The sequence below is a fragment of the Leptospira broomii serovar Hurstbridge str. 5399 genome (assembly GCF_000243715.2).
GTDB lineage: Bacteria > Spirochaetota > Leptospiria > Leptospirales > Leptospiraceae > Leptospira_B > Leptospira_B broomii.
The window spans coordinates 455103-476538 of the sequence record NZ_AHMO02000011.1 but is presented as its reverse complement, the minus strand read 5'-3'; the positions used below and the strand labels follow the sequence as shown (position 1 = coordinate 476538).

The 21436-nt window shown below is 44.3% G+C and carries 14 protein-coding genes; 7 read left to right on the top strand and 7 right to left on the bottom strand.

The window, feature by feature from the left end; genetic code table 11:
- Window positions 1–89: 89 nt before the first annotated feature.
- On the bottom strand, window positions 90–728 hold the full coding sequence (locus LEP1GSC050_RS19535) for an NAD(P)-dependent oxidoreductase (RefSeq protein ID WP_010570041.1): 639 nt from the start codon (window positions 726–728) through the stop codon (window positions 90–92).
- Between the two features lie 263 nt (window positions 729–991).
- Window positions 992–1423, bottom strand: coding sequence for an Rrf2 family transcriptional regulator (locus tag LEP1GSC050_RS19530; protein WP_010570040.1), 432 nt, complete (start codon window positions 1421–1423; stop codon window positions 992–994).
- 197 nt (window positions 1424–1620) lie between these two features.
- On the opposite strand from LEP1GSC050_RS19530, the gene LEP1GSC050_RS19525 reads away from it, so the two are divergent.
- Window positions 1621–3090, top strand: a complete 1470-nt coding sequence (locus tag LEP1GSC050_RS19525) for a discoidin domain-containing protein (protein WP_040911948.1) — start codon at window positions 1621–1623, stop codon at window positions 3088–3090.
- A gap of 2 nt (window positions 3091–3092) precedes the next feature.
- The gene (gene lsa20 / locus LEP1GSC050_RS19520; RefSeq protein WP_010570038.1) at window positions 3093–3680 is read left to right on the top strand and encodes an LIC11469 family lipoprotein adhesin Lsa20; all 588 of its coding nucleotides are present in this window, start codon (window positions 3093–3095) and stop codon (window positions 3678–3680) included.
- 48 nt (window positions 3681–3728) lie between these two features.
- Here the strand turns inward: lsa20 and LEP1GSC050_RS19515 are convergent, their stop codons facing one another.
- The 5 genes from LEP1GSC050_RS19515 to LEP1GSC050_RS19495 all read right to left on the bottom strand — a co-directional run bounded on the left by LEP1GSC050_RS19515 (window position 3729) and on the right by LEP1GSC050_RS19495 (window position 9373).
- The gene (locus tag LEP1GSC050_RS19515; protein WP_020987969.1) at window positions 3729–4148 is read right to left on the bottom strand and encodes an MORN repeat-containing protein; all 420 of its coding nucleotides are present in this window, start codon (window positions 4146–4148) and stop codon (window positions 3729–3731) included.
- A gap of 208 nt (window positions 4149–4356) precedes the next feature.
- Window positions 4357–6075: a hypothetical protein gene (locus LEP1GSC050_RS19510; protein WP_020987890.1), complete on the bottom strand. Its 1719-nt coding sequence runs from the start codon at window positions 6073–6075 to the stop codon at window positions 4357–4359.
- 4 nt (window positions 6076–6079) lie between these two features.
- Window positions 6080–6946 carry a DMT family transporter gene (locus LEP1GSC050_RS19505; RefSeq protein WP_010570034.1) on the bottom strand — a complete coding sequence of 289 codons (867 nt, stop codon included), beginning with the start codon at window positions 6944–6946 and terminating at the stop codon, window positions 6080–6082.
- Window positions 6947–7048: 102 nt separating this feature from the next.
- A complete protein-coding gene (locus LEP1GSC050_RS19500) occupies window positions 7049–8119 on the bottom strand; it encodes a fatty acid desaturase (RefSeq protein ID WP_020987854.1) in 1071 nt (356 codons plus the stop codon).
- Between the two features lie 105 nt (window positions 8120–8224).
- Window positions 8225–9373: a helix-turn-helix domain-containing protein gene (locus tag LEP1GSC050_RS19495; protein WP_010570032.1), complete on the bottom strand. Its 1149-nt coding sequence runs from the start codon at window positions 9371–9373 to the stop codon at window positions 8225–8227.
- Between the two features lie 525 nt (window positions 9374–9898).
- Between LEP1GSC050_RS19495 and LEP1GSC050_RS19490 the strand changes: the two genes are divergently transcribed.
- The 5 genes from LEP1GSC050_RS19490 (at window position 9899) to LEP1GSC050_RS19470 (ending at window position 21380) form a co-directional block, all read left to right on the top strand.
- Window positions 9899–13468: a hypothetical protein gene (locus LEP1GSC050_RS19490; RefSeq protein ID WP_010570031.1), complete on the top strand. Its 3570-nt coding sequence runs from the start codon at window positions 9899–9901 to the stop codon at window positions 13466–13468.
- 10 nt (window positions 13469–13478) lie between these two features.
- Window positions 13479–17228, top strand: a complete 3750-nt coding sequence (locus tag LEP1GSC050_RS19485) for a hypothetical protein (RefSeq protein WP_020987867.1) — start codon at window positions 13479–13481, stop codon at window positions 17226–17228.
- Between the two features lie 311 nt (window positions 17229–17539).
- Entirely contained in the window at window positions 17540–19141 is a 1602-nt protein-coding gene (locus LEP1GSC050_RS19480; protein ID WP_010570029.1) for a BTAD domain-containing putative transcriptional regulator, read from the top strand.
- A gap of 149 nt (window positions 19142–19290) precedes the next feature.
- Window positions 19291–20316 carry a hypothetical protein gene (locus tag LEP1GSC050_RS19475; protein WP_232225836.1) on the top strand — a complete coding sequence of 342 codons (1026 nt, stop codon included), beginning with the start codon at window positions 19291–19293 and terminating at the stop codon, window positions 20314–20316.
- 41 nt (window positions 20317–20357) lie between these two features.
- Window positions 20358–21380, top strand: a complete 1023-nt coding sequence (locus LEP1GSC050_RS19470; protein ID WP_010570027.1) for a putative solute-binding protein — start codon at window positions 20358–20360, stop codon at window positions 21378–21380.
- The last annotated feature ends 56 nt before the right edge of the window (window positions 21381–21436 follow it).

Genomic DNA, 21436 nt, shown 5'->3' with positions numbered 1-21436 from the left:
TTCGTCATTTTAAAAATCGCCCTATTCTTAAATCCGCATTTGAAGGATAATTCGAAATGCAGATTTTCATTGAGTTAAGAAGGAGAATATTAATAGGCTAGAGTGAATCTTTTTCCGGTATGCTTCGGAGATTCTATTTCGTCCAGCAGGGCTACGGCATAATCCTCCGCCGAGATTTTACTATTGCCTTCCGAATCGAGCACTAGTTGATCTCCGCCTAACCTATATTTTCCGGTTCGTTCCCCCGGGGCTATCATCGCTGCGGGACTCAGGTATGTCCAATGCTTAGAGGAAGAATTTTGGAAAATGCGTAGAGCTTCCCGATGCGCTAGAGCTGCGGACTTATAGGCCTCCGGGAAAGTCGGAGTATCGACTAATTGTAAATGAGGTGCGATTTCCAAACTTCCTGCGCCTCCGACAAAATAAAATGGCTTATTACCTGACTTTGACGTTCCTTCTAAAATAGAGCGAGCTGCGTCGCTTAACGTTGATGGATTTCCACCTTTGTCCGGCCCGATTGCGCTGATAATAACGTCGGCATCGTTGGAGAGGATTTCCACCGATTTAGGATCAGTAATGTTTCCCGACCGCTTTGATAGCTTGGGATGCTCTAATTTTAGGGCCGAAGGATTTCGAGAAACTGCAACCACTTCGTGCCCCCTGGAAAGAGCCTCGTCTACTATTCTTTGACCGATCATCCCCGTGGCGCCGTATACGATTATTCTCATTTATTTCCTCCGAATGAAATTAGGAACTTTTAGCCATAATTACTTGTAATAATTATTATTACAAGTAATTTCAGAGAATTTTTCTGGCGAGATTATAAATCCATTTTATGAAATTAGAATTTTCCCCCGCTAGCGCCATGCGGTTTAAAAGAGGTGATGTTAAGGGAACTCGTAAGTCTAAGACTTATATTTTATTTCTCGAAATTTCGAGGATGCTCATGATTTCGATTTTGAACCGAATCGAAGTATTGCCCAGCCTAAGTTCAGGCTCGCTTTTTACTTTCTTGTTCTATATTAAGAAGGACGTCCGCAAGCGAAAAGTCATTCAATTTATCTTCTAAAGCTTTCTGGGCTTCTTGGAAAATTCCTACCAGCGCTCCTTGAATTCTCTTTCCTACGGGACATTTTGGATTGGCGTGGGCATGCATGGAAAATAATTCCTCAGTCGATTCGACCGCCTTGTACACTTCCAAAAGACGGATTTCCGCCGGAGTCTTGGCTAAACTAGCCCCTGGAACACCCTGGCGAGTAACAACCAAGCCTGCCTTCTTTAGCTTTCCCAGGATTCCCCGCACGACGACCGGATTTGTTCCTATGCTACTCGCCATCAATTGAGAAGTGATTTCCGCCGAATTTTCCAACTCTATCAGGGATAGGACATGGATGGCGATGGAGTATCTGCTTGGAATGGACATGGGAGCGACTACCTAATCAAAAGCCTTACTAATAACACTTAAGAAAGCAAGGAGAATTTTGGTATAAAAAGGACACGAATCCGAACCCTTCGCTGCATCTCTTTTTCCCGGGAGAATTTTCATTTTGGATTTGCAAAGATAGGATAGGAAAAATATTATTTCTACTCGTTGATCATTCTGCCTGGAGAATTCCGAATATGCGTTCGAAGCTTTTCATAATTGTCTCATTCTTTCTTACGTTATCTGCATGTGGGAAAAAACTTCCGGTTTCCATGATAACTGCGACCTCCATGGAAACCGGACTACCGTTCGACATCCTGGAAGGGAAGAAGTGGAGGCCTGAAAAAGGCGCGAATTTCGTGAAGCTTCACGTTTATCCCGACGAATCGTTCTTACTCTCTAAGATCGAAATCGAATCGTGTAACGGTTCGTTTGCAGACTCGATTACGGCATACATTAATTTTGATGAATATAGTCAGGATTTGACCGGCGGAGGTGCCACTGCGACGGTGCAATTTTCCGCTCCTCGTAGCGCTCGCTCTGTTACATTCAATTTTCATAAAAATACGGATATCTGCGTAGACAAAGTCGTTTTCTACGATGAAAAGGGATCCAAATTAGGTTGGAAATTTCCGAAAGTAATTGAGGCCTCGGTGAAGGCCTCCGAAACTGCAAAGCCTTTCCTTTCTTACGATGTGATGAACCTATTCGATTCTCGCTACGAGTACGCTTGGGCGTCGGATAAAAAAGGTGCAGGCGTCACCTTGGATTTCGATTTCAAAGAAAAGCAGAAAATAAAGTCTCTTAAAATTTGGAACGGATACCAACGTTCCGAACGCCACTGTCAGACCAATGGGCGTTTAAAGACTGCGACATTGACCGGAGACAACGGCTATAGTTCTAAGATCGAAGTTCAGGATATACTCGGTCCCCAAACGATCACTCTGTCTAAGCCCTTCGAAGGAAAGAAACTTCGCTTAACGGTCGATTCTATTTATAACGGAAAGGGATATAAGGGACTCATCATTAGCGAACTTCGCTTTTCCGACGGTGACGATTGGATTTTACCCAACCCGATCGAACAAGTCCGGAAAATCGCTAAAGAGAACGCCCTTCAGTTTGCCGCCGCTAATATTAATAATGTTTTAAACTGGAGTTATGTGGGCGGCGAATATTCAGGAGAAATTCCGGTCAATTCCTCGTCTACGGAAGAGACTTCTCCTCCGGCTCCCGAATCTTCCGTAGATCAGCCTCCTCAGGAGCAGGTTTCGGATAAGTATCTTGTATCTTCCAATTGGACTCTTCGACTTCGCTCGGACGGAAGTATGTTTTTGGAAGGAAATACAGCCGACGAAGGCGAGGGAAGCAAAACGAATCGAAGTTTCTTCGCGTTAGGAAATTATGAAGTGAAAGAAGCGAAACCCGACGGTTTAAAGCTTAGAATTTTCGGACTCGTTCGCCAGAGGACAAGCGAAGAGGAGTATTTCGGAGGGGATTGTAACGGGTGCGGAAGAGATTGCAATATGGGAGAATCGGATCCGAATAATTCCGAAAAAATATTTCAAGAGACGATTCGAATTCGTAAAGTCGGCGATAAGATTTATGTTCAAAACGAAAACCCGGATAAGGTATTTCATTTTAAATCTCTTGAAATGAGTCAGGAGTAAGATTGCTATTTTTGAATCGTCTTTGTTTGGTCTTACTCGTTTTTTCCTTTTTCCATACTTGCGGAAAAGAGGAAAAACGAGATGAGTTTTCGCTTAATCTAAAGGGTAAGAAAGGCGCAATACCGGTCCGGATCGAATGGATTCGTAAAGGTGTGCCTGGAAAGATGGAGCTGTACGAATTGGCAGCCCAAAAACCGGTTCAACTCTGGGATACTAAGTCGGTCGCATCTTTGGAACAGGCGCCGATCTCGACTCCGATCGAAGCCTCGACTTTACTTCTTTCACCGGGGGAACTCCGACGGTTTGCGTTAGTCTATAAGAATGATACCAAAGAGGATTTATTTTTCTTCGCGGCTCCGCATTCTGTTACGCCGCCCGAATTCGGTTTCGGATTCAAATTCAAATGTTTATGCGTAAACCACCTATTTAAAGTGGAATCGGGAAATGTTTGGTATAGAATCGTCGAGTTGCGAACGATGCCGAATTGGGCAAGCGAGGAATTTTCAATCACTCACACCTTGGTCAGAGTGGATCCTTTCCAAGCCAAGGAATGGGAATCGTCAAGATCTCGATCAATACCGGAGGATTAATTGCGAATATTCCCTTCGCGTATTAACGATCGTTATACGAAATATTAATTAATTGCTTTGGCAGTAGAGAGCTTTGGATTGAAACGCACAGTCTGCCTGGCTTCCGTCGGCACGTGTAAACTTTCCCGGCGAAGAATTGTTTCCGTCGATAAAATCCGCTTCCAGCACTCCTCCGTCAGGAAAGGAGACAGTGGCCTTTCCTTTCAGGATGCCGTCAGAAAAATTCCCTTCCACGATCGTTCCCGTCGAGAAGGTATACGTTCCGGGGCCCTGTTTTTGATCTCCGGAAAAATTCCCGCTAAATTGATCTCCGTTTTTATACTCGAATTTACCGGTTCCTTCTCTCGTCCCGTTCTTAAAATTTCCTACGTATTTATCTCCCGTAGCATATACGTAAATTCCGGAACCGTTTTCGCAATCTCCCTGTTCACAACGACCGTCTTCCGAAGTTTCGTCCGAAAGATTCATCGAACGAGAATCGGATTTTGCGGTATCAGATGACGAGGAATTTTCGGGAACTTCCCGACTAGAAGACGGTTCCTTCGTGTCCGGGGCGCTTGAGCAGTTGATCCAAACAAACAAACATAATGTGCAGAACAGTATTGAAATCGATCGGAGTGGAAAAGCGAGCATGATTGAAATTTTGCGATCTAATTTAGGTTTCGTCAATCGGAAATCAGCGCAGAAGTTCCCTTACGGGCATCGCCTGCTGATTTAAAAAACTTGGAAGTCGCCTACGAATTCTCAAATAAATCAAATAATAAACGAATCGAAGCGCGGGATGAAACAGCAATTTATCCAAGATCCGATACGAACTTTGTCGGCGGACAAAAAGTTTGAGCATTGTGCGGGCAAAGAAACCGATCTTTTTCCTCTGCGCAAGTATATGGAACTGATAAGCGTTCGAATATTGCCGAGCGTAAACCTTTGCAGTCTCTATCGCCTCTTGAAAAATCGGGTCGCTCTGTCTCGGATCGGTCAGGTATAATAGACGGCGACAAAGCAAGAGCAAATAAAACGTGTCCCGCTGAAATTCGAATTCATAAGGTAGTTTTAGCGCCTCGGCAATTTGCCGCATTTCTTCCAATAAGAGAAAGGCGGCTTCTCCCTGTCGTATCGAATACATTCCGTTTTTTGAAAGCGCCGAATAAAGGAATCTGAATGGATCGGAAATAGTAACCCTGTCCCAGGTCACATGCAATAGAGGAGGGATCCTGACTCGATGAAGGTAGTATGTGTTTCGCGCAAATTCAGGATCGTAAAGTAGGTCCTCTATAACCCGGTCGCTGAGTTTTAGAAAATGAAGAAATTCGTCCGAATTGGAATTTCCGAAAAATCTACGAACACATTTTTCAACCGACCAATCCTTAGTAAAAAGTTTTAGTGCAACGAATGTATTCAATTCATTCCAGTAAGAAGAATGCTTTAGAAAGGTAAAGTTTCGGAAAGAAGACCAGCCGCCTGTTTGAGTCCAAACGCTGAGGCCGACCATGTTTTTGGCATTCTTAAGCTGGTTTCTGTATCGATCATAGGACCATCCGATAAAGGAGGGAAATTCGCCGAATCCCTCGTATTCTCTTCGAGCCTGCAGTTCTATCAGCTTGGGACGGTCGTCCTCCAGAAATAGCGGGTTTAGCGGAAGATACCGAAAAAAATCTCCCTCTCCGTATTTCATCGAGATGATCAATGATTGGCTACGGATATTTCTGAAAACGTCCCGATAGGTCTCCGGATTCCAAATCAGGTCTCCGATCTCGTAAGCTCCTAACGTCCAGGTTCTAAATATTAATTTTTTATTATGTTTTTCGAAAATGGGTAGAATTTGGTTTAAAAACCTATTTGCTTGTTCAGTGGTTCTCAATAAAAGTTTACTTCGAAAGTCGCCCCTGACATCCACCCCGTCCGATTCTCCGATTCGAAGAACGATTCCATTGACCTCCGGGAAATCCTGAAAGAAAGATTCCAGACCGGTCATGAAAATCTCGGTGGAATGCTCTAGATTCCCCTTCGTTTTCTCTTCGAGATTTTTATTGGAAGTGAAGAAATCCGTCGTGAGGAATATTTTCAAATTCGCTTCGGAAGCGATCTTGAATAATTTCTTATATTTCTTTCGATAGGAGGAAATTTTCCGGTTTAGTTCCTGGGAATAAAAAGAATGAGGCACTAGGTAACAAAGTTCGTCTATCGTAACGGCATTGAATCCGAGTTTGGATACTCTTTTCGTATAAGTGCGGAAGGACTCACGAACGCGTTTATGTTTTTTTTTGGAAGGGAAGGAGGATTTATTTTTTTCCAAGGAGACCAGCGGGGCCTTGGACCAATTTACCGTTCCTTTTGCGTGCTCTAAGAAAAAAGGGGCGGAGGTGTCTACGATCGTTAAAAATTTTTGAGACATGGGTTTATTCGGAATTGCGATTGTATCTGAAGGATTCTACGAAGGCGGCGACTAAAATTAAAGTTCCTCCGATGAATTCTTCCTTTCTTGGAAATTCTCCCAGAATCAGCCAAGCAAGAATTGCGGAATAGACCGGTTGTATCGTCGAAAGTAAACCGACAGTCTTTACTTTCATTTTGAATACCGCCTTAACATACATAGTATGTCCGATCGCCGTGAAGAAGGTTCCTAATAGAAATACCAGGGCCCAATCTTGTCCGTTTTTGAAGGTTTCTTCGAAAAATAGGACGGGAGACAGTATTACACATGTGGCCACGCTCTGATGAAACATCACCTGAGAGGAGCCGTGCCCGGATAGATATTTTTTCGTAAGTAAATTTCGTAACGCTAGTGTGAGAGCGGATATAAGCCCTATCATCACACCGACAAAATATTCGTTGGCAAAAGTAAATTCCGGTACTAAAAACCACATACCGATACATACGAAGCCTGCCATAGCGATATCGGAAGCTTTCAGTTTTACTTTGAAATAGAAAGGTTCGAGTAAAACCGTCCAAATCGGATGAGTGAATAAGGTTAGCACCGCTATCGCTACACTGGAAATTTGTGCGGACGAGAAAAATGTCACCCAGTGAACGGCAAGAAGAACTCCTAATCCGAAAGAGATCAGGTTGTCGCGTTTGGATGAAAAAAGGATCGGTCTTTTTCTTAAATAAAGAAGAGACCCAAGGAGAAGACTGGAAAATAAAGTTCTCCCCCAAGTGATGACGGAAGGCGAGTAGGGAAGGAGATGAGCGAAAAGTACGTTCCCGCTAATAATTAATTGGGAGATTTGGAATTCTAAATAGGTCCGGAGACGACTTTCTTCCATGGAAGTTCGTCTAGTTTTGGAATACCATAGGAAAAGAAAAGGAAATCCCTCACGAAGATTTCCTTTTTAAAGCGGATGTAATAATTCCCTTAACGAACGTGATTATGCAATTTGTGCGATCGTTGAAGGGGTTTCCTTTCCGAGGCGATTGGCTCGGAAAATGCTGCCAAAATCGTTAAATCTAATTCCGTATCGCTTCATCGCCGGATGAACAAAGGGTGCTACTGCTTGCCGAAGATAGAAAGGCTGATTTACCACAAAGTGATGAATTCCGTGGGTACTGCCGAAATTAAAGCAGAAGAGATGTAACGGAAGGAGAAGCCAGGAGTTTAGAACCTGAGTTTGGTCGTATAATCCCTTTACGTCCCCGTAATAATGCATATTGGACGAGACGATCTGAATGCTTGTTTGGCGGATCCAGTTAGGCAATAAGTATACGACCGCCGACGTATTTAGAAACGTACGGATTCCGTCCAGCCAAGCTGGTTCGTTAATAGGCTTTCCTAAGTAGTCGTTAATGATGTAAAAGGCATTCAAGAATAGGAAATTATACCATAGATGATAAAAGATCACCAGGTAAGGCCAACTAGATCGAGTAATTTCTCTTCGCTTGAATTTGGGGGCTTCCTTTCTAAGCTTATGCGCTTGAAAGAGAAAGGATAGATTTCCGTCGATCATCGTCAAGAGCCGTTTTAGGCCGAAGTTCATTCCGTTTCCGATCAATCTCTCTTCAATATCCTCTTTATGACCGGAGACCTTGTGATGCAGGGTATGGATCATTCGTCTGTACCAGGGACTGACGGTATTTCCCCTAAAGATCCAGACGACCCAAAACATAAAGTTTTGCTTTTTTAGGTTATCCTTATAGTAAAGGTTATGAATCAAATCGTGTTCGATTTCATGTAATAAAGACGCTAAAATTCCGTTTGCGAGGATGCAGGTCCAGGCGGGAATGAATCCGGCAATATATAAGCCGGCAAATAGCAGCATTCCGGCGGCGGAACCGACGGTGATTCCCATTCCCAATCGGTCTTGGTTCTTTAAAAAAGGGAATTTTCTCCGTAGTTGCTTATCTCGGAATCGAATCCATTTCATGATCCTTTTACTTCTTTCTTTATCGGAAAGTTTTAGACTCGGTTTGGTTGGAACCATTATTTGTGCGATTGCAGTCATCGGTGTCCTCTTCATCTTTTCGGTTGAATCAAATTTAACCGATTTTTCCTCTACCGTCGTCTCAATAGATCGAATGCCACTCGATGTTTTGTCCTAAACTATAAATTACGACTCTCCCGAGGCCCGGTATTCCGAAGGAGTCTTACCGGTGTGCTTTTGAAATGCCCTGTGGAAGGATGATTTTGTCCGAAATCCTACTTCGAAGGCAATATCGAGAACGGATCGATTCCGATCCGTTCGTAAAAGTTGACAGGCGTCCCGAATCCTAAAATCGTTTACGAACGCAGCGAAGTTTTTTCCAAGTTCTTGGTTGATTAATTCGGACACTTGATGAGTTGAGAGAGCCAGTTCGTCGGCTAGATCGGCCAAGCTTAACTCATCGTCTCGATAGAGTCGTTCTTTTTCCATAATTTGCAAAAGGTTCTCTTTGAGAGCCGCTCTGTTTAATCCCTGCAATAGGGAACGTGAATATTTCTGCCGCGTAGCCTGCGCTACTTCTTGCAAAGCTCGAAAAAATTCAGGACGTTTATGGCCGATCAAATACGCAAGACAGAGGCTACAGCTCATCATTGCGGAGTTTTCCAGTAGATACAACGGATTGCGGGTAAGTAGGTAGATCGCGCCTAAGACCAAATTCCAGAGCGTCGCCAAGACCAAGAAAAGAAGGATGCGGGTCGTCCATTCTTGCCGTAAAATTTCCGGACGAAAAAGATCCGAGCTCTTTGTCAGAATCGCTATCACATATCCTAATAGCAAGGTCAGGGGGACAAACAGAATCATCTCGCTGATCCGGATTCCCGGCTGTGAGACGAATGTGGCGATGGAAATCTTGATCAGTTCTTCGGAAACAAAAATGCCCAGCAGATAGATAACCCAAAGTGTAATGGGAAGAAATAGATGGATTTTACTCAGACCAAGATATCCAAACGATTCGGTTTCTCTTTCTACACTTACTTGGTGAATTCCATAGAGGATGGGACCCACGGAACCTAAAGTCGGTAAATAGGCGAGAGATAGAAGCGGTATTGCCTGATAAAAACCTGAAAGAATGGATACCGAGCAAGCCTGGAAAATCCCAATGGAGGCAAAAAGTAAGGTAAGTAATCTATTAAGGGCGGTTTTTCGTTCAATAACGATTTGCCCTAGACTCATAAGGAATCCTAAAGAAATACCGAAGTGAACCATCCACCAGAGAATCGCCAACCAAGGACCGATTTCAGGTTGGTTTCCTAATAAATAGGCCGAGTTTGGCATGCCGAGGAAGATCCGGCAACTTTGCCATGCTGTCAAGGAATTCCATTTCTGGCGCCTGGGTCGGAGAATCCCCACCCTTCCTGGGTGGGGGCCGGTGCGGTGGTACGCGTCGGAATGCCTCATTTCACAGAATTGCATTCTTGAACAACTCTTTTTCTCTTAGCGAGCCTGTAGGAGTTCCTACAGGGCTTAAGGGCACTACTTTAACGAACTAATAAATAACGACTGTTATTTATTGAATCCAATCATTACAATTATGTATCGTAGTTTCTGGGCCACCAGTTAAGAAATAGGGATTGTTCTAAAAAAGTCTCAAATGATCTTTTGGGACTGCCTCAGGCCAGGTCAGTGTTATAGATAACAATTGTTATGCAAAATGATTTCATTTTTCATCTAGACCTTTTTTTTTCTAAAATTATTTTTTTTTGAATACCAGGTTAAAATATAAGGGCTATATAAGACGGCTCTATGTAGCGTTCGCTATGCTGTGCTTGCTTTCATTGAAAGCGGATGGGAATAGCGAAAATGATTAAGAATCGTCTTTGGATCGGCTTTATCCTCTTACTGTTCTTGTGTTGCAAACCTAAGAACGATGCGATAGCACCCGCTAGTTTTTACGATAATATTCAAGGTACCGGGCTTAGGCTCTTTAACCTTCTTGATAATTATCCATCCTTGAAAGCGGGATTCCAAAGTCTCCAACCGATTCCTTTTAATGACCGTCTTGAAAGTTCTATGACCATCCCGTATCGAGAAGACATTGTAGGGTTTTTACGTTCTTCGAGTGATATGCTTCTTAATCCGAACGCTCACGTCAGACAATCTTTATTAAAAGTCCATGATCTTTTAGATCGAATCGATAATGCACCTAATCAAGCTTTCGATACTCTACAGCCTTGGTTAGAAAAGTTAAGAGTCTACCAAAAGCCGGTTTTACGAAATCTATCTCCGATAAGCCAGACGGCATTGGCATACATGTACGCAACGTATTCCAAAGACACGATGAACGGAAAATTCCATGAACTTGCAGCGGTTTTGAGAGATCCGGAAATTAAAATTCTATTCGTGGAACTCGAAGACGTATTAGACAAGGCGCTGAATCAGAATGCAAATGCCAAGGCTGCAGTCCAAGGTCTGTTAGAAGGAATGGTTGATCCTTCACTCATTGCGGATAAAGTAATGAAGCAAAAATTAATTCAGATTATTTCTTCCATCGGAAATTCGTTTAACCAAAGGGCGGGCTTCAGCGATTTTAAATCTTCGGACACCGTCCTAAAGGAATTAATTATTAATTTGGAGAAATATTATACGTTGGGAGGTTCGATCTATTCTGATCCGACTTTGACGGATTACACGGACGCTACTTACCCTTCGGAATTTTCCATACTTTTAACCGAAGCCTTTCGTTATCTGAGACCCATGCTCTCTTTCGGCGGAAGTTACACTTCGGATCCGAACGTTATTCTTTCTTTAAAATTGGCGCAGAATGTGGCTAATTTTGATTTTTCTAGAAACATATCCGGTGTGGATTTTTCACTTCATGAACTGATTCGTATGGATGCTCTCGGGAGGGATAGGGTTAACGATACTAATAGTAGTCCGGTTAGCGCACTTGAATCTCTCATGTTCATATTAACGCTTTCGGATAAGTTCGGTTTTCGGTGGGAGAATCCTGCGGATACCTCGATGATGCGCTTGGAACCGAACGGGTCGGTAAACGGAGGTCCTATGACCGGCGGTGTTCTTACCGTAGGAGATAGCATATACTCGCTCGGATCGACGATGACGGGAAGCATCGGGATAAAATCATTTATGAATCAAAGTTCGGTGGACGGTGCCGTTTTCAGAAACGGAGATGCAAATACTCCTTCACCGTTTACGATTTCGATTAATACGCCAACATTAACTTTACTCGAGGCTCCAGATCCGAGCATACTTCCGTCGGCTAATGATACCGTTTATACGAAAACGATTCCGTTCATTATGAAATTGATTAGGAATGTTCTTCTTTCAGGAGGTGGACCCTACTATAATCGGAACAGAACCGATGCCTCAGGCGCAATTTACACGATCGATGGAAAGATGTACAAAGATTCGAACGGCGTCGACTTGATTTATAAATCAAGTTGGAACACGTCGGACTATAGAATTAAAGTCTCTAATACTGCCAGCGGCGCTTGTAACAGTACTAGCCTTTGCCGCTGGGTCGGGCCAGGAGGAATGGAAACTAACGCTAATTACGCGAATAACTCCTTTACTCCTGTCGCTTCAGGAACTAACGCTTCCGGTGCGAAAGGCTGGAGCATTCCTGTTTGGGAAATCGCGAAAGACGACCAAACCCAAAGAGCCGTGAGTTCCGATGAAGAAGCTCTCTATAAGAATTTCCAATGGCTTTTGCATGAAAAGCGGATGGTCGCAGTCATTCCTCTTCGAGCTTCCTTGGGTGCGGGTGTGCCGTATAAAATGGCCGCGTACGTTACTCTGATCGCGAACGGATTGAACGGTCTAATGGGCGCGACTCCGATCTTACAGGACGGAACTAACTGCACTGACAAAATCAACGGTATTTGGAGAGTAAAACAGACTTTTCTAAAACCCGGTTGCGCGTCTTCTACTCAGCCTAATTTCAGGCAGCCGGGTATTCCGGTCCTTCAGGCGAATTTTTCCGATATTCCGGGAGACAGCATGTTTTACTTGGAGGCATGGGACTATGGTACGACCGGTTCCAGTCCGTTAACATTTAACAGTTTAGGCGATACGAGCGTCTATAGCATTTTCTATCCTCCGACTTCTTCTTACGGAGTGATTCCACAAGTAATCGCGGCAAATTTCACAGTTATGGAAAGACTTTCCTTCCTGACTTCTACTCGTGTATTGGCCTCGTCACCCTCCGATCCGACTCTTGGAAGCTCGGTCGATGCCTCCTGGGATCAACGAAATCGTTTGCTCCCGCTAATCGTTGCTCTCGCGCAAACTTTGGACGATCAGGCGGATTCGGTTCACGGCAAAAATCCGTTTCAAATTCTAACGGGTCTCAGCGGAAGTTTAACTCGTCCTCTGTTGGGAAGAATCACGGATACTGAGCCGAGCTCGGGCGGAAGACAGATCGATGTCGTAAAAATCGTGAACTCGGATTCGAGTGTACGAAGTAATTCGGCTGGTCCAGATGAATATTTATTTCGGTATCTAGATCCGGTCACTCAAAAACCTATTCGATCTCCTATCTCCATTCTTTCGGAAAACGACAGACGCTACCAGGACGGATTATTGAATTTAATGTCTCGCACGGAACTTCTATCGACGTTTGTGCAAATGATGGCCGAGATGGGAAGACCGGAAAGAGCATCCGGCGCCGTTCTCACGTTTCAATCTTTAGCTACTCTGTTAGGAGAAATAAAACTTACGAACGAATCTCCTACTGCGATCCAATACAATTTACAAACGTATTTGGAATCGGTACGCGATATGTTGGCGGCCTATCCGGGAACGAGATCATCCAACGTATATGATCCGGATTGGGATAAAGTGGGGGCCTGGGCAGTTCGCCTCCGCGATTATTTCTCAGCGGGATCCGTCTACAGTTTGATTCCGACTATCGACTTCTCTCTCGACATGGTGATCGATAATGTCCCAAGTGCAACGGAGATTCAAGGTATTCTAAATCTTCTGGGTTCCTTGTTTCGCAATTCGGACGGAAATCAGGATTACCTCATATCGAATTTACTAAGCGGAGACACTCCCGATCTAATCGATATCGCGTCTCCAAACGGAAGGAGCATTGTCGGTGTTATGATGGGACTCGTCAAGAACGGAGAATTTTATTCCTACCTCGAAGCTGATATGAGTACTCCATTTCCGCTAAAGGCAATCTTTACGGATACTAAACGCCTGCTCGTATCCGATATGGTTCAGACTCCGCAACAGGATCCTAGCTCCTTATTGTATACCATGGGAGTGTTAACTGGAATTTTCGCCGACATGGCGGCAGGCGGTCGCAAGGAAATGCCGGGCGGTTTTACCTTCTATGACAGATTTAATCAGGACGAAAATTCGGATACCTATTGGAACCGATTTACCACGATCTTCACTCGATGAGGCATGAACAATGAATACGAATCGAATCAAACGTAATACTTTCCCAAAAACCGAACAAGGATCGATTAAGAAAATGAAGAATAGAAAGACATTCAATTTGGGCAAAAGCGCTAATCAATTTTTCGTTCGATTTATTTGCGTGCTTGTAATAGTAGCTTCATTCGGTTTTTGTAAACCTAAGAACGGGAGCAGTCTGGACTTTTCGGATATATTCGATATAGGTTTCTTTTCCTTTGGAAAAGGCTCCGGCTCGGATCCGAATCTGCAGCCGTATAATAGCGTAGATAATAGTGTAGCCCAGCTACCCGTGGATTTCGGTGCAACGAGTCCGCAAGCGGTTCTATTTATCAATTCTTTGGACAATGTGGATCGTTATAAGGAATTGGAAATCCGTTTCTCTCACCCGATGAATAAGACGATTACTCAGGCTAATTTTTCCATAGTGGGAACGAGCGGGCCGCTTTTAGGACCGAATCCCGGCGGAGAGTTTTACTGGATGAGCAGCCAAAAACTTCGGTTCAAGTCTTATCGTGAATTTAGACCGGCTGAAAATTATACGTTAGCGATCACCTCTGCGGCGTTGACGATCTCAGGAACCGCTCTCCAAGATTATTCCGTTCAATTCAGAACGGCAGTCGATTATAGCTTAACGAATAAAATCACTCAGGGAAGTCAGTATACTTTGAACGGTAATAACGATATTACCTTCGATCAATCCGCCGCGCTGCAATTAGCTTCTACATTTCAAAATCCGGTGGTGGCAAATAATTATATCCAGGGAATTACGCTTAATAAGGTAGGTTCCACGAATTCTCAAACTATTTGCAATTCTCCTCCTTGCTCCATGAGTTCTCCTATTACCCTGACTCTTGATACTTCCCAGATTCCTCCGACGGTTGGAGGAAACACTTATTATTACGAAATCAAGGCAACGAACGGAAAAACGTTTCGCAAATATTTCAGCTTTAACTACGGAAGATTAGAAAATCCTGATAATCTACTTCCGTACGTTGCTGACGGTATCATGGACGAAGCACAAATGCTTCCGTTTTTAGGAAAGGCGATTCAGAAATTTACGACAGGTGCGTTCAAGGTTTTAGATTCGACGGGTGTTCCGAGAACCTTCCAAGACTTTCTTCTCGGATTACCGAATTATCCTAAGCGTCAATTTTATGAAAACGGACAATGGACGATCGGTGAGGCTTGCATGAAACCGGACGGACTCATGTCCGGGAACGCAAACTTATCTAATTTCCAAAATTATTCCTATATATCCGTTTTTGGATCCAAGCCCGGAGCGGAGGGCAAAGGATATTGCTGGGTCCGACCCGCTTCCTGCGGTCCCACGGATAACGGGGGGCCTAACGATTACGGTCCTCCATTCCACCCTAATAGTAGTTGGAATTGGAGTGATTACAATGCATGCCAATCTGGAAACACAGCTAAATGTCAGGCGATCACCCATTGGAACGAGCCTGCTTGGAGTTACTGTCATTATCCTACCGACGTAAAACAATATGACGGCTACACTGCGACGGCTTTTTCTCCCTTTGGAAGACCCAAGGGTAAGATTTCAACGATGTGCGACGATACGGTAGATATCGATAATGCGGTTAGTTGGATATCTTGCCTTAAAACCTTCGGGGATGTGAGTGCAGTATCACCCGGACCGTTTTCCAAGTATAGTGCGACATTGAATATTACAAATCAAGGAATCGCAAACGGTAGCGCGGCAGTGAATATGGACGTGTATGTCACCGACATGCGTCTACCTAGAGCGGTTCGTTGCGGATCCAATAATGCCACTTACGGATGTAGTGCAGGTGTCGGAACTCAACTAGGTAACGTTGTCGCCGACTTAAAAGTAAATCCAGGTGCGGGGGCGGTAGCTCCGGGGTTGGGGCTCGACCTAAAATCCAGATACGTCGAGGTGGATTTGTTGGTAGTTTCTCGCTTTGAAGATTGGTTCGGAACCTTTATGGGTCCGGGGGCTCAATTGATTTTTACTACAACCGCAAAATTGAATTGGGATCCGGCGGTCGAAGGTGCGCTTAATGGGGCTGGCTACGATTGGCAAAACGTTCAACTGTCCAAGCCGAGACTGGCTACCGCAAGAGCAAGAAATACTCTCAGTGTAGGAAGCGACGGACTGATTACGATGAACGTCCGCACTCCGTTTACCGTTAACGATTCGTATTTCCCCGATAATCCGAGTGCGGCCGATATAGTTTCGAATCTTAATAATTTCTTCGTTCTACCTTGGTCTAACCCGAACCATTTATCTATGTCCGGCTTGTATCCGGGCGAGGATACATCCGACTTTATGTGGACGTCTCCGATGACCTATTTGGGGGGTAGCGAGCAATTTGGAACGGTCATTGCAGCTATCGTAGGAAGCCAATCCATTCAAGATATGGCGGGAACTACTGTCCCTCTCGTGAAGCAAATTATCACTCAGTACATGTTAAAGGACATCGTAACTAGGATCGCACCGAATGTTCTCAATTCGGTTGTAGCTGATTTGCGCGATACCGGAGTAACGATTACTCTTCCCGATTATTTGCCTGCACCGCTGGGTAATTTTCCGTTAAACGTGAGATTTAAATTAAATACGGATGCGATCATTAAGCACGACGGAACGAATAAAGGCTTAGTTACCTCGCTTGATTTTGCGTTTACCAGCAGTTATAGTCCGGCTGCAGGACTTCGCACTCAATCGGGAAAATCCGGAATGGTATCGACGAGGGCTTGGACCGCCGCTAATCCGCCGCCTTCAGGTTATCAGTTTACTCAGTCCGCTAGCAATCCCGGATTTCTAATCTCAATGCACACGGATACGATTTCGCAGGCTGCCTTCCATCTCTGGAAAAGAAGAGGACTCGATATCGTACTGAATCAGCAGTTCATCAACGGAATGAATTCGTTTGCCGGATCCGATCCTTTGTTTGCACTGACTACCTCATTCTTGAAGGCTTCGCCCTTGGTGACGATATTAGTTCCGGGAAGAACTAAATTACAAGGTCTGAATTCTTCCAACCAGTTGGCACCTCCGGTAAAATCGTACGACGACATTAATATGGTCATGTCTCCCATACTTGCGCCGAATGTGAAATTCAAACCGATGACTTCCACAAGCGTGCCTAAAATGCGCCTGTATTTTACGGAAATGCAACTTCAGATTATCGCTATAAAACCGAGTTCTTGTGCCGGATTATCGAGCGACGATTTAGCCGATTGCTCAACCGATACGCGTCCATCCGGATCTCAACAGACCTTGGGAACCGTTCGAATTAGTTTTGCGTCCGATGCTGATTTTCGTTTTAAAACCTTCTCTAACCCGACCGGCAATCCGAATTTAGCCAATCTAAACGCGCTGCAGGTAATCCTGGATCCTGCAAATAATTTGGATTATGCAGTAGAAGTTTTGGAAGGATCAACAAACAATCCTTTCGGATTGGATCCGGAAGGAGTCAAGGCAGTCATTTCTCCCTTAGTCACTACATTGATCGTTCCTATGGTAAACAGCATCATGAAAGAGATACCGATGCCTTCCACGATCACGTTCCCGAAACTTAGAAATCCTGCAGCTACTTCTTCACCCTTAAATCTTTCTACGGCATGTGCAATTAGTGCAACAAGTGATAAAGTGCAATTCTTTACATTGAATACGCCGCAGACGAGCGACCCGTATCTTTTAGGAGGAATGCGTTTTGTTGGGCAAGCGGTCACCGATCCTGCCTCATTGATCGTCTGCCCGTAAAAAATTCGATAGCGCTGAATTCGAAAGGAATAATCGCCGTTCATTTAGTCGAAAAGCCGGAGGAAAATAACTCCGGTTTTTTGCCCGAAAGAATATTTTCGTATTCTTTGTGCTGGATTAGAATTCTATCTTCCTCTATTCTCGTTGCCTGCAAACTTTCGTAACTGCTGAGAGATTAATCGGGAGAGGACCCTGTGCATCCGAGCAAGTTCGTACGAATTTTATTTTTGTGAGCATTTGTTCACAAAATTTGTCGTATTCTAGGAAATGGGTTGCAGTAATCCTTATGAGATAGGAAAGGAAAGTCGATCATGACGTACTATCAACTCTCCTGCTATCTGGTAGTCACGGTATTAGTTTACCGAACTGTCCATAATTTGGTTCTTTTCATTCGGAACCGAAAGCAGGTATATTTGCTTCATTTTGCTTTTTTGCAAATTTCATACGGAGCTTATTTATTCTTTTTTATTCAGACAATTAATTCGGAAAGCATCGAAAAGGCTTTGTTTTGGGAGAGATTGGAAAACACGGCGGTTCCTTTTTTCGGAACCTTCCTTGTGCTTTTTGTAAACAGCTATCGTAGGATATTCAGTCGGGATTTTACCTACCTCTATATTTTCCTAAACCTTCTTCTCTCCGGAATTTTAATAACGGATCCGAACGCGTATACGATCGAACTTTCTCACCCTAGAAGTTTTCCTTATTTGGGAATCGTGATCTACGAGACGAAACAACCGATCATCGTTCAGTATCTATACTTATCGGGAATGTTGATGATCTTTTGGACTTTGTTCAAAGTGACGAACCAATTCCTTAGAAATCATTTTCGAAATCCGTTCCTTTTATTCGGTCTGATTCTATTTTTTACATCAATGATTCTGGATATTCTAGTGGCGACGGATGTCCTACCGATTCCATATACTTCGCATTTTAGTTTTCTAGTACTAATGTTCTCCGTAGATAGTTTTCTTACCGTGAACAAATCGGAAAGGGAAGTACGGCTGGAATTTAAGGAATCGATAGCTAAATGGTTGCACGGAAGTATCGCCCAGTCTGAAAAAATTCTAGAACAGAAACTCGACCCCGGATCAGGCTCGAAAGAAGTAGGGGGGATGCGGCCTTCTCCGTTGAGCCGTAAAAAGGCTCCTAACCAGCTGATTCTAAAAGTAAAAGCTATGGGTCCGTTGGAGCTGGAGCTTGACGGCAAAAAAATCTCCGCTTCCGAATACTCGAGTAAGAAGAAGTTGCTTAAATTGATTAAACTTCTAGTCGTTCGATACGGAAAAGGAATTCATAAGGAAGAACTTTTAGAGAATCTTTGGCCGGGAATGTCGGAAAAGAACGCCTTAAATAGCCTTCATGCTTTGCTATTCCGTCTCCGCAAGATTTTGGGAAATCCGGACGCTCTGGTTTTTGCTGAGGACCGGCTTTATTTTCACCCCGATCTCGTGGTCGCAGACTTCTCAGAATTCGAGCGGGAACTGGAACAAGCTCATAGATTACTTAGAAACAAAAAAGAAGAGGAAGCAGTTCAGAATTTTAAGAAGGCCCAAGATTACTACCGCGGGGACTTTTTCGAATTCGATCTGTATTTCCCCGAATCGGATCTTAAACGGGAATATTTACGCAAGAATCTGATCGAAACATATAGGATTCTATGCGAATTCTCCCAAAAAAGGGGTGATTTTGATGCCTTGTTTTTGGATTCGGAAAGCTGGATTCGCTTGGATGATTTGGATGAGCGCGCATGGAGATATCATTTTGAGGCATTGCAACAATTGGATCGGAAAAATGAAGCCCTGCGTAAATTTGAAGATCTCAAAAAGATTTTGAAGAAAGAATTGGGAGTGGAGCCGGAAGCGGATACGATAGCATTGATAGAGAGGATTCGTGCCAGTTCTTCGGTTGCCTAAAAATCCGGCAAAATTGCAGATTAATTCGTTTCATTCGTTCGATTTACTCCGGCGACATTTAAATTTAGAATAAAACGATCATTAGAAAAAAAATAGTTGGACGTAACTTTGTCCTTTCAATAGTTTTTCCAGAGTTCGCCAAACTTTAAGTGGAAAAGCTTCTCCAGCCTCCTATGAATAAACTGACAACCTTTTTTGTAACGATTGTTACAATAAATCTTTTGAATTGTTCCATCGTATATAGGGTAACCGGTCGTACCCTGAATTCCTATGCTCAGGACAATTTGGTCCCCTATTTATTAGCCTCCGACGATCTGGATTCGGTTTGCGTCGGCGGAACCGCGTTAGGACCGTTGGTCGCATCATTCGAGAGAGTCGGCTCCTCCGTGGAATTACCGGTAATGGTGGCCCAGATGGGAGCCGGCATTTGTGCCGAACGAAAAGCACAAGAGGCTGAACTGTTATATCTTGCCGCCGTTCGTAAGGGACGAGGGGAAGAAGCTTCCGATTTCCAAGCCGTGCAGATTCGCCATCACGGGATTGCGGCAAAGCGGTATGGGGAATCTTATAATCGGTTTCTGCAATATTTCGGGGAATGGAAGGGCAAATGTCCATCCATGGACGATGAAGAACAGTTTTATTTTATGGTCGGTCTGGCTTCCGGTCTACTCGCGATTTTACACGACCGCGCCGCCCAGGGGTTTGCCGGGATTACGACTGAAATTCCTTCGGTCGTCTCTCAGGCTTCCAAATGTCTGGATGCGAAAAAATGGTGGGGAACTCCTTTGGCTTTCGAAGCCGTGGTCTGGCTTTCCGTTCCGGGAGCCACTCCGGAAGGAAAGGATCCGTTCAAGCATTTGGATGAAGCGGTAAAACTAGGAGACCAAGCGGGTGTTCGACTGGCCAGGGCGTTCCAGCTTCAGGGTGTCGCCGGACGGGGCAACGTCGAGCTGATGAAAAAACTCATCCAAGATCATGCAAAGGCAGTGCATCATTCTCCCGCTAAAAAAGAATATAGGCTTTTAGAGACGTTTGCGGAAAGCCTTTCCCGCCATGAATCCGATAAAATTTGGGTCAAGGAAACAGGACATCGCGGTCCGATTCATTTCGGAAGTTTTCCCGGCGGAAGAAAAAAGAATAATAAAGAAGATGATGATTTACTAAAGGACTTATAAACTTTCGTGATTCGAAGCGGAACCTCGAAAGGCAGGAGAAAATGAAAATGAAAAAATATCTAGTTTCGGTCGCTCTATTATTCGCGTTCGGAAACCCGATCGGGATCCGCACTATAGACGCTGCAGAGGCGGTGGATCGCACTATGTGCGTGTTTGATCCGTCCGGCGCCCATGGGGATGTATTTAAATCCGCGCAAAGATACCAAGCGCAGGCATTAACCTGGGGAATTCGTTTGGATCTCAAGGCGTATACCGACGAGGTGGTGGCTAATAGCGACTTCAAGGCCGGAAAATGCCACATGGCATTTTTAACGTCCCTCCGAGTCAGAGGATATGTTCCTCAGTCCGGTTCCATTGAAGCGATCGGAGCCTTGCCGAGTTACGATCTTTTACACAGAACCATTGAAGTATTAGCGAATCCTAAAGCGCGCAAATTGAATGTGGACGGCGATTATGAGACTATGGCGATGTTTCCGGGCGGTGCGGTATATCTTCTTCTTCGCGACAAGAATCTAAAAGACATCAAGGATCTCGCCGGGAAGAAAATCGCAACTTTGACCTACGATCAGGCGGCAACCACAATGGTCGATATCGTCGGGGCTTCCATGGTACCTGCTGAAATAGCGACCTTTGCCGGGATTTTCAATAACGGAAGAGCGGACGCCTGCTATTCTCCCGCGATAGGAATTAAACCTCTGGAATTGATGAAGGGGATTTCCCCCAACGGCGGTATCGTCCGCTTTCCGATCGGTCAGCTTACTTTTCAAATCGTCGCTAGGCAAAAAGATTTTCCGGAGAATTTTGGAAATACTTCCAGGAACTGGGCAGCGGCCCAATTCGACTCCATGCTTGCCCTCACGAAACGAGCCGAGCAGGAGATCCCCTCGAAGTTTTGGTTGGAAGTACCTAAAGAACTTGCAAATAGCTATTTTGAAAAATTTCGGGAAGTTCGCATTAAACTTCGCGATAAAAAAGTATATCACCCGGCGATTCTTAAATTAATGAAGGGCGTTCGTTGCAAATCCGAGCCAGGTGCTGCAGAATGTTCCGATAATTTAGAATAATCGAATTTTCAGTTTAAAAAATAGAAATAAAGAATAAATCACGGAAAGATTTCTTT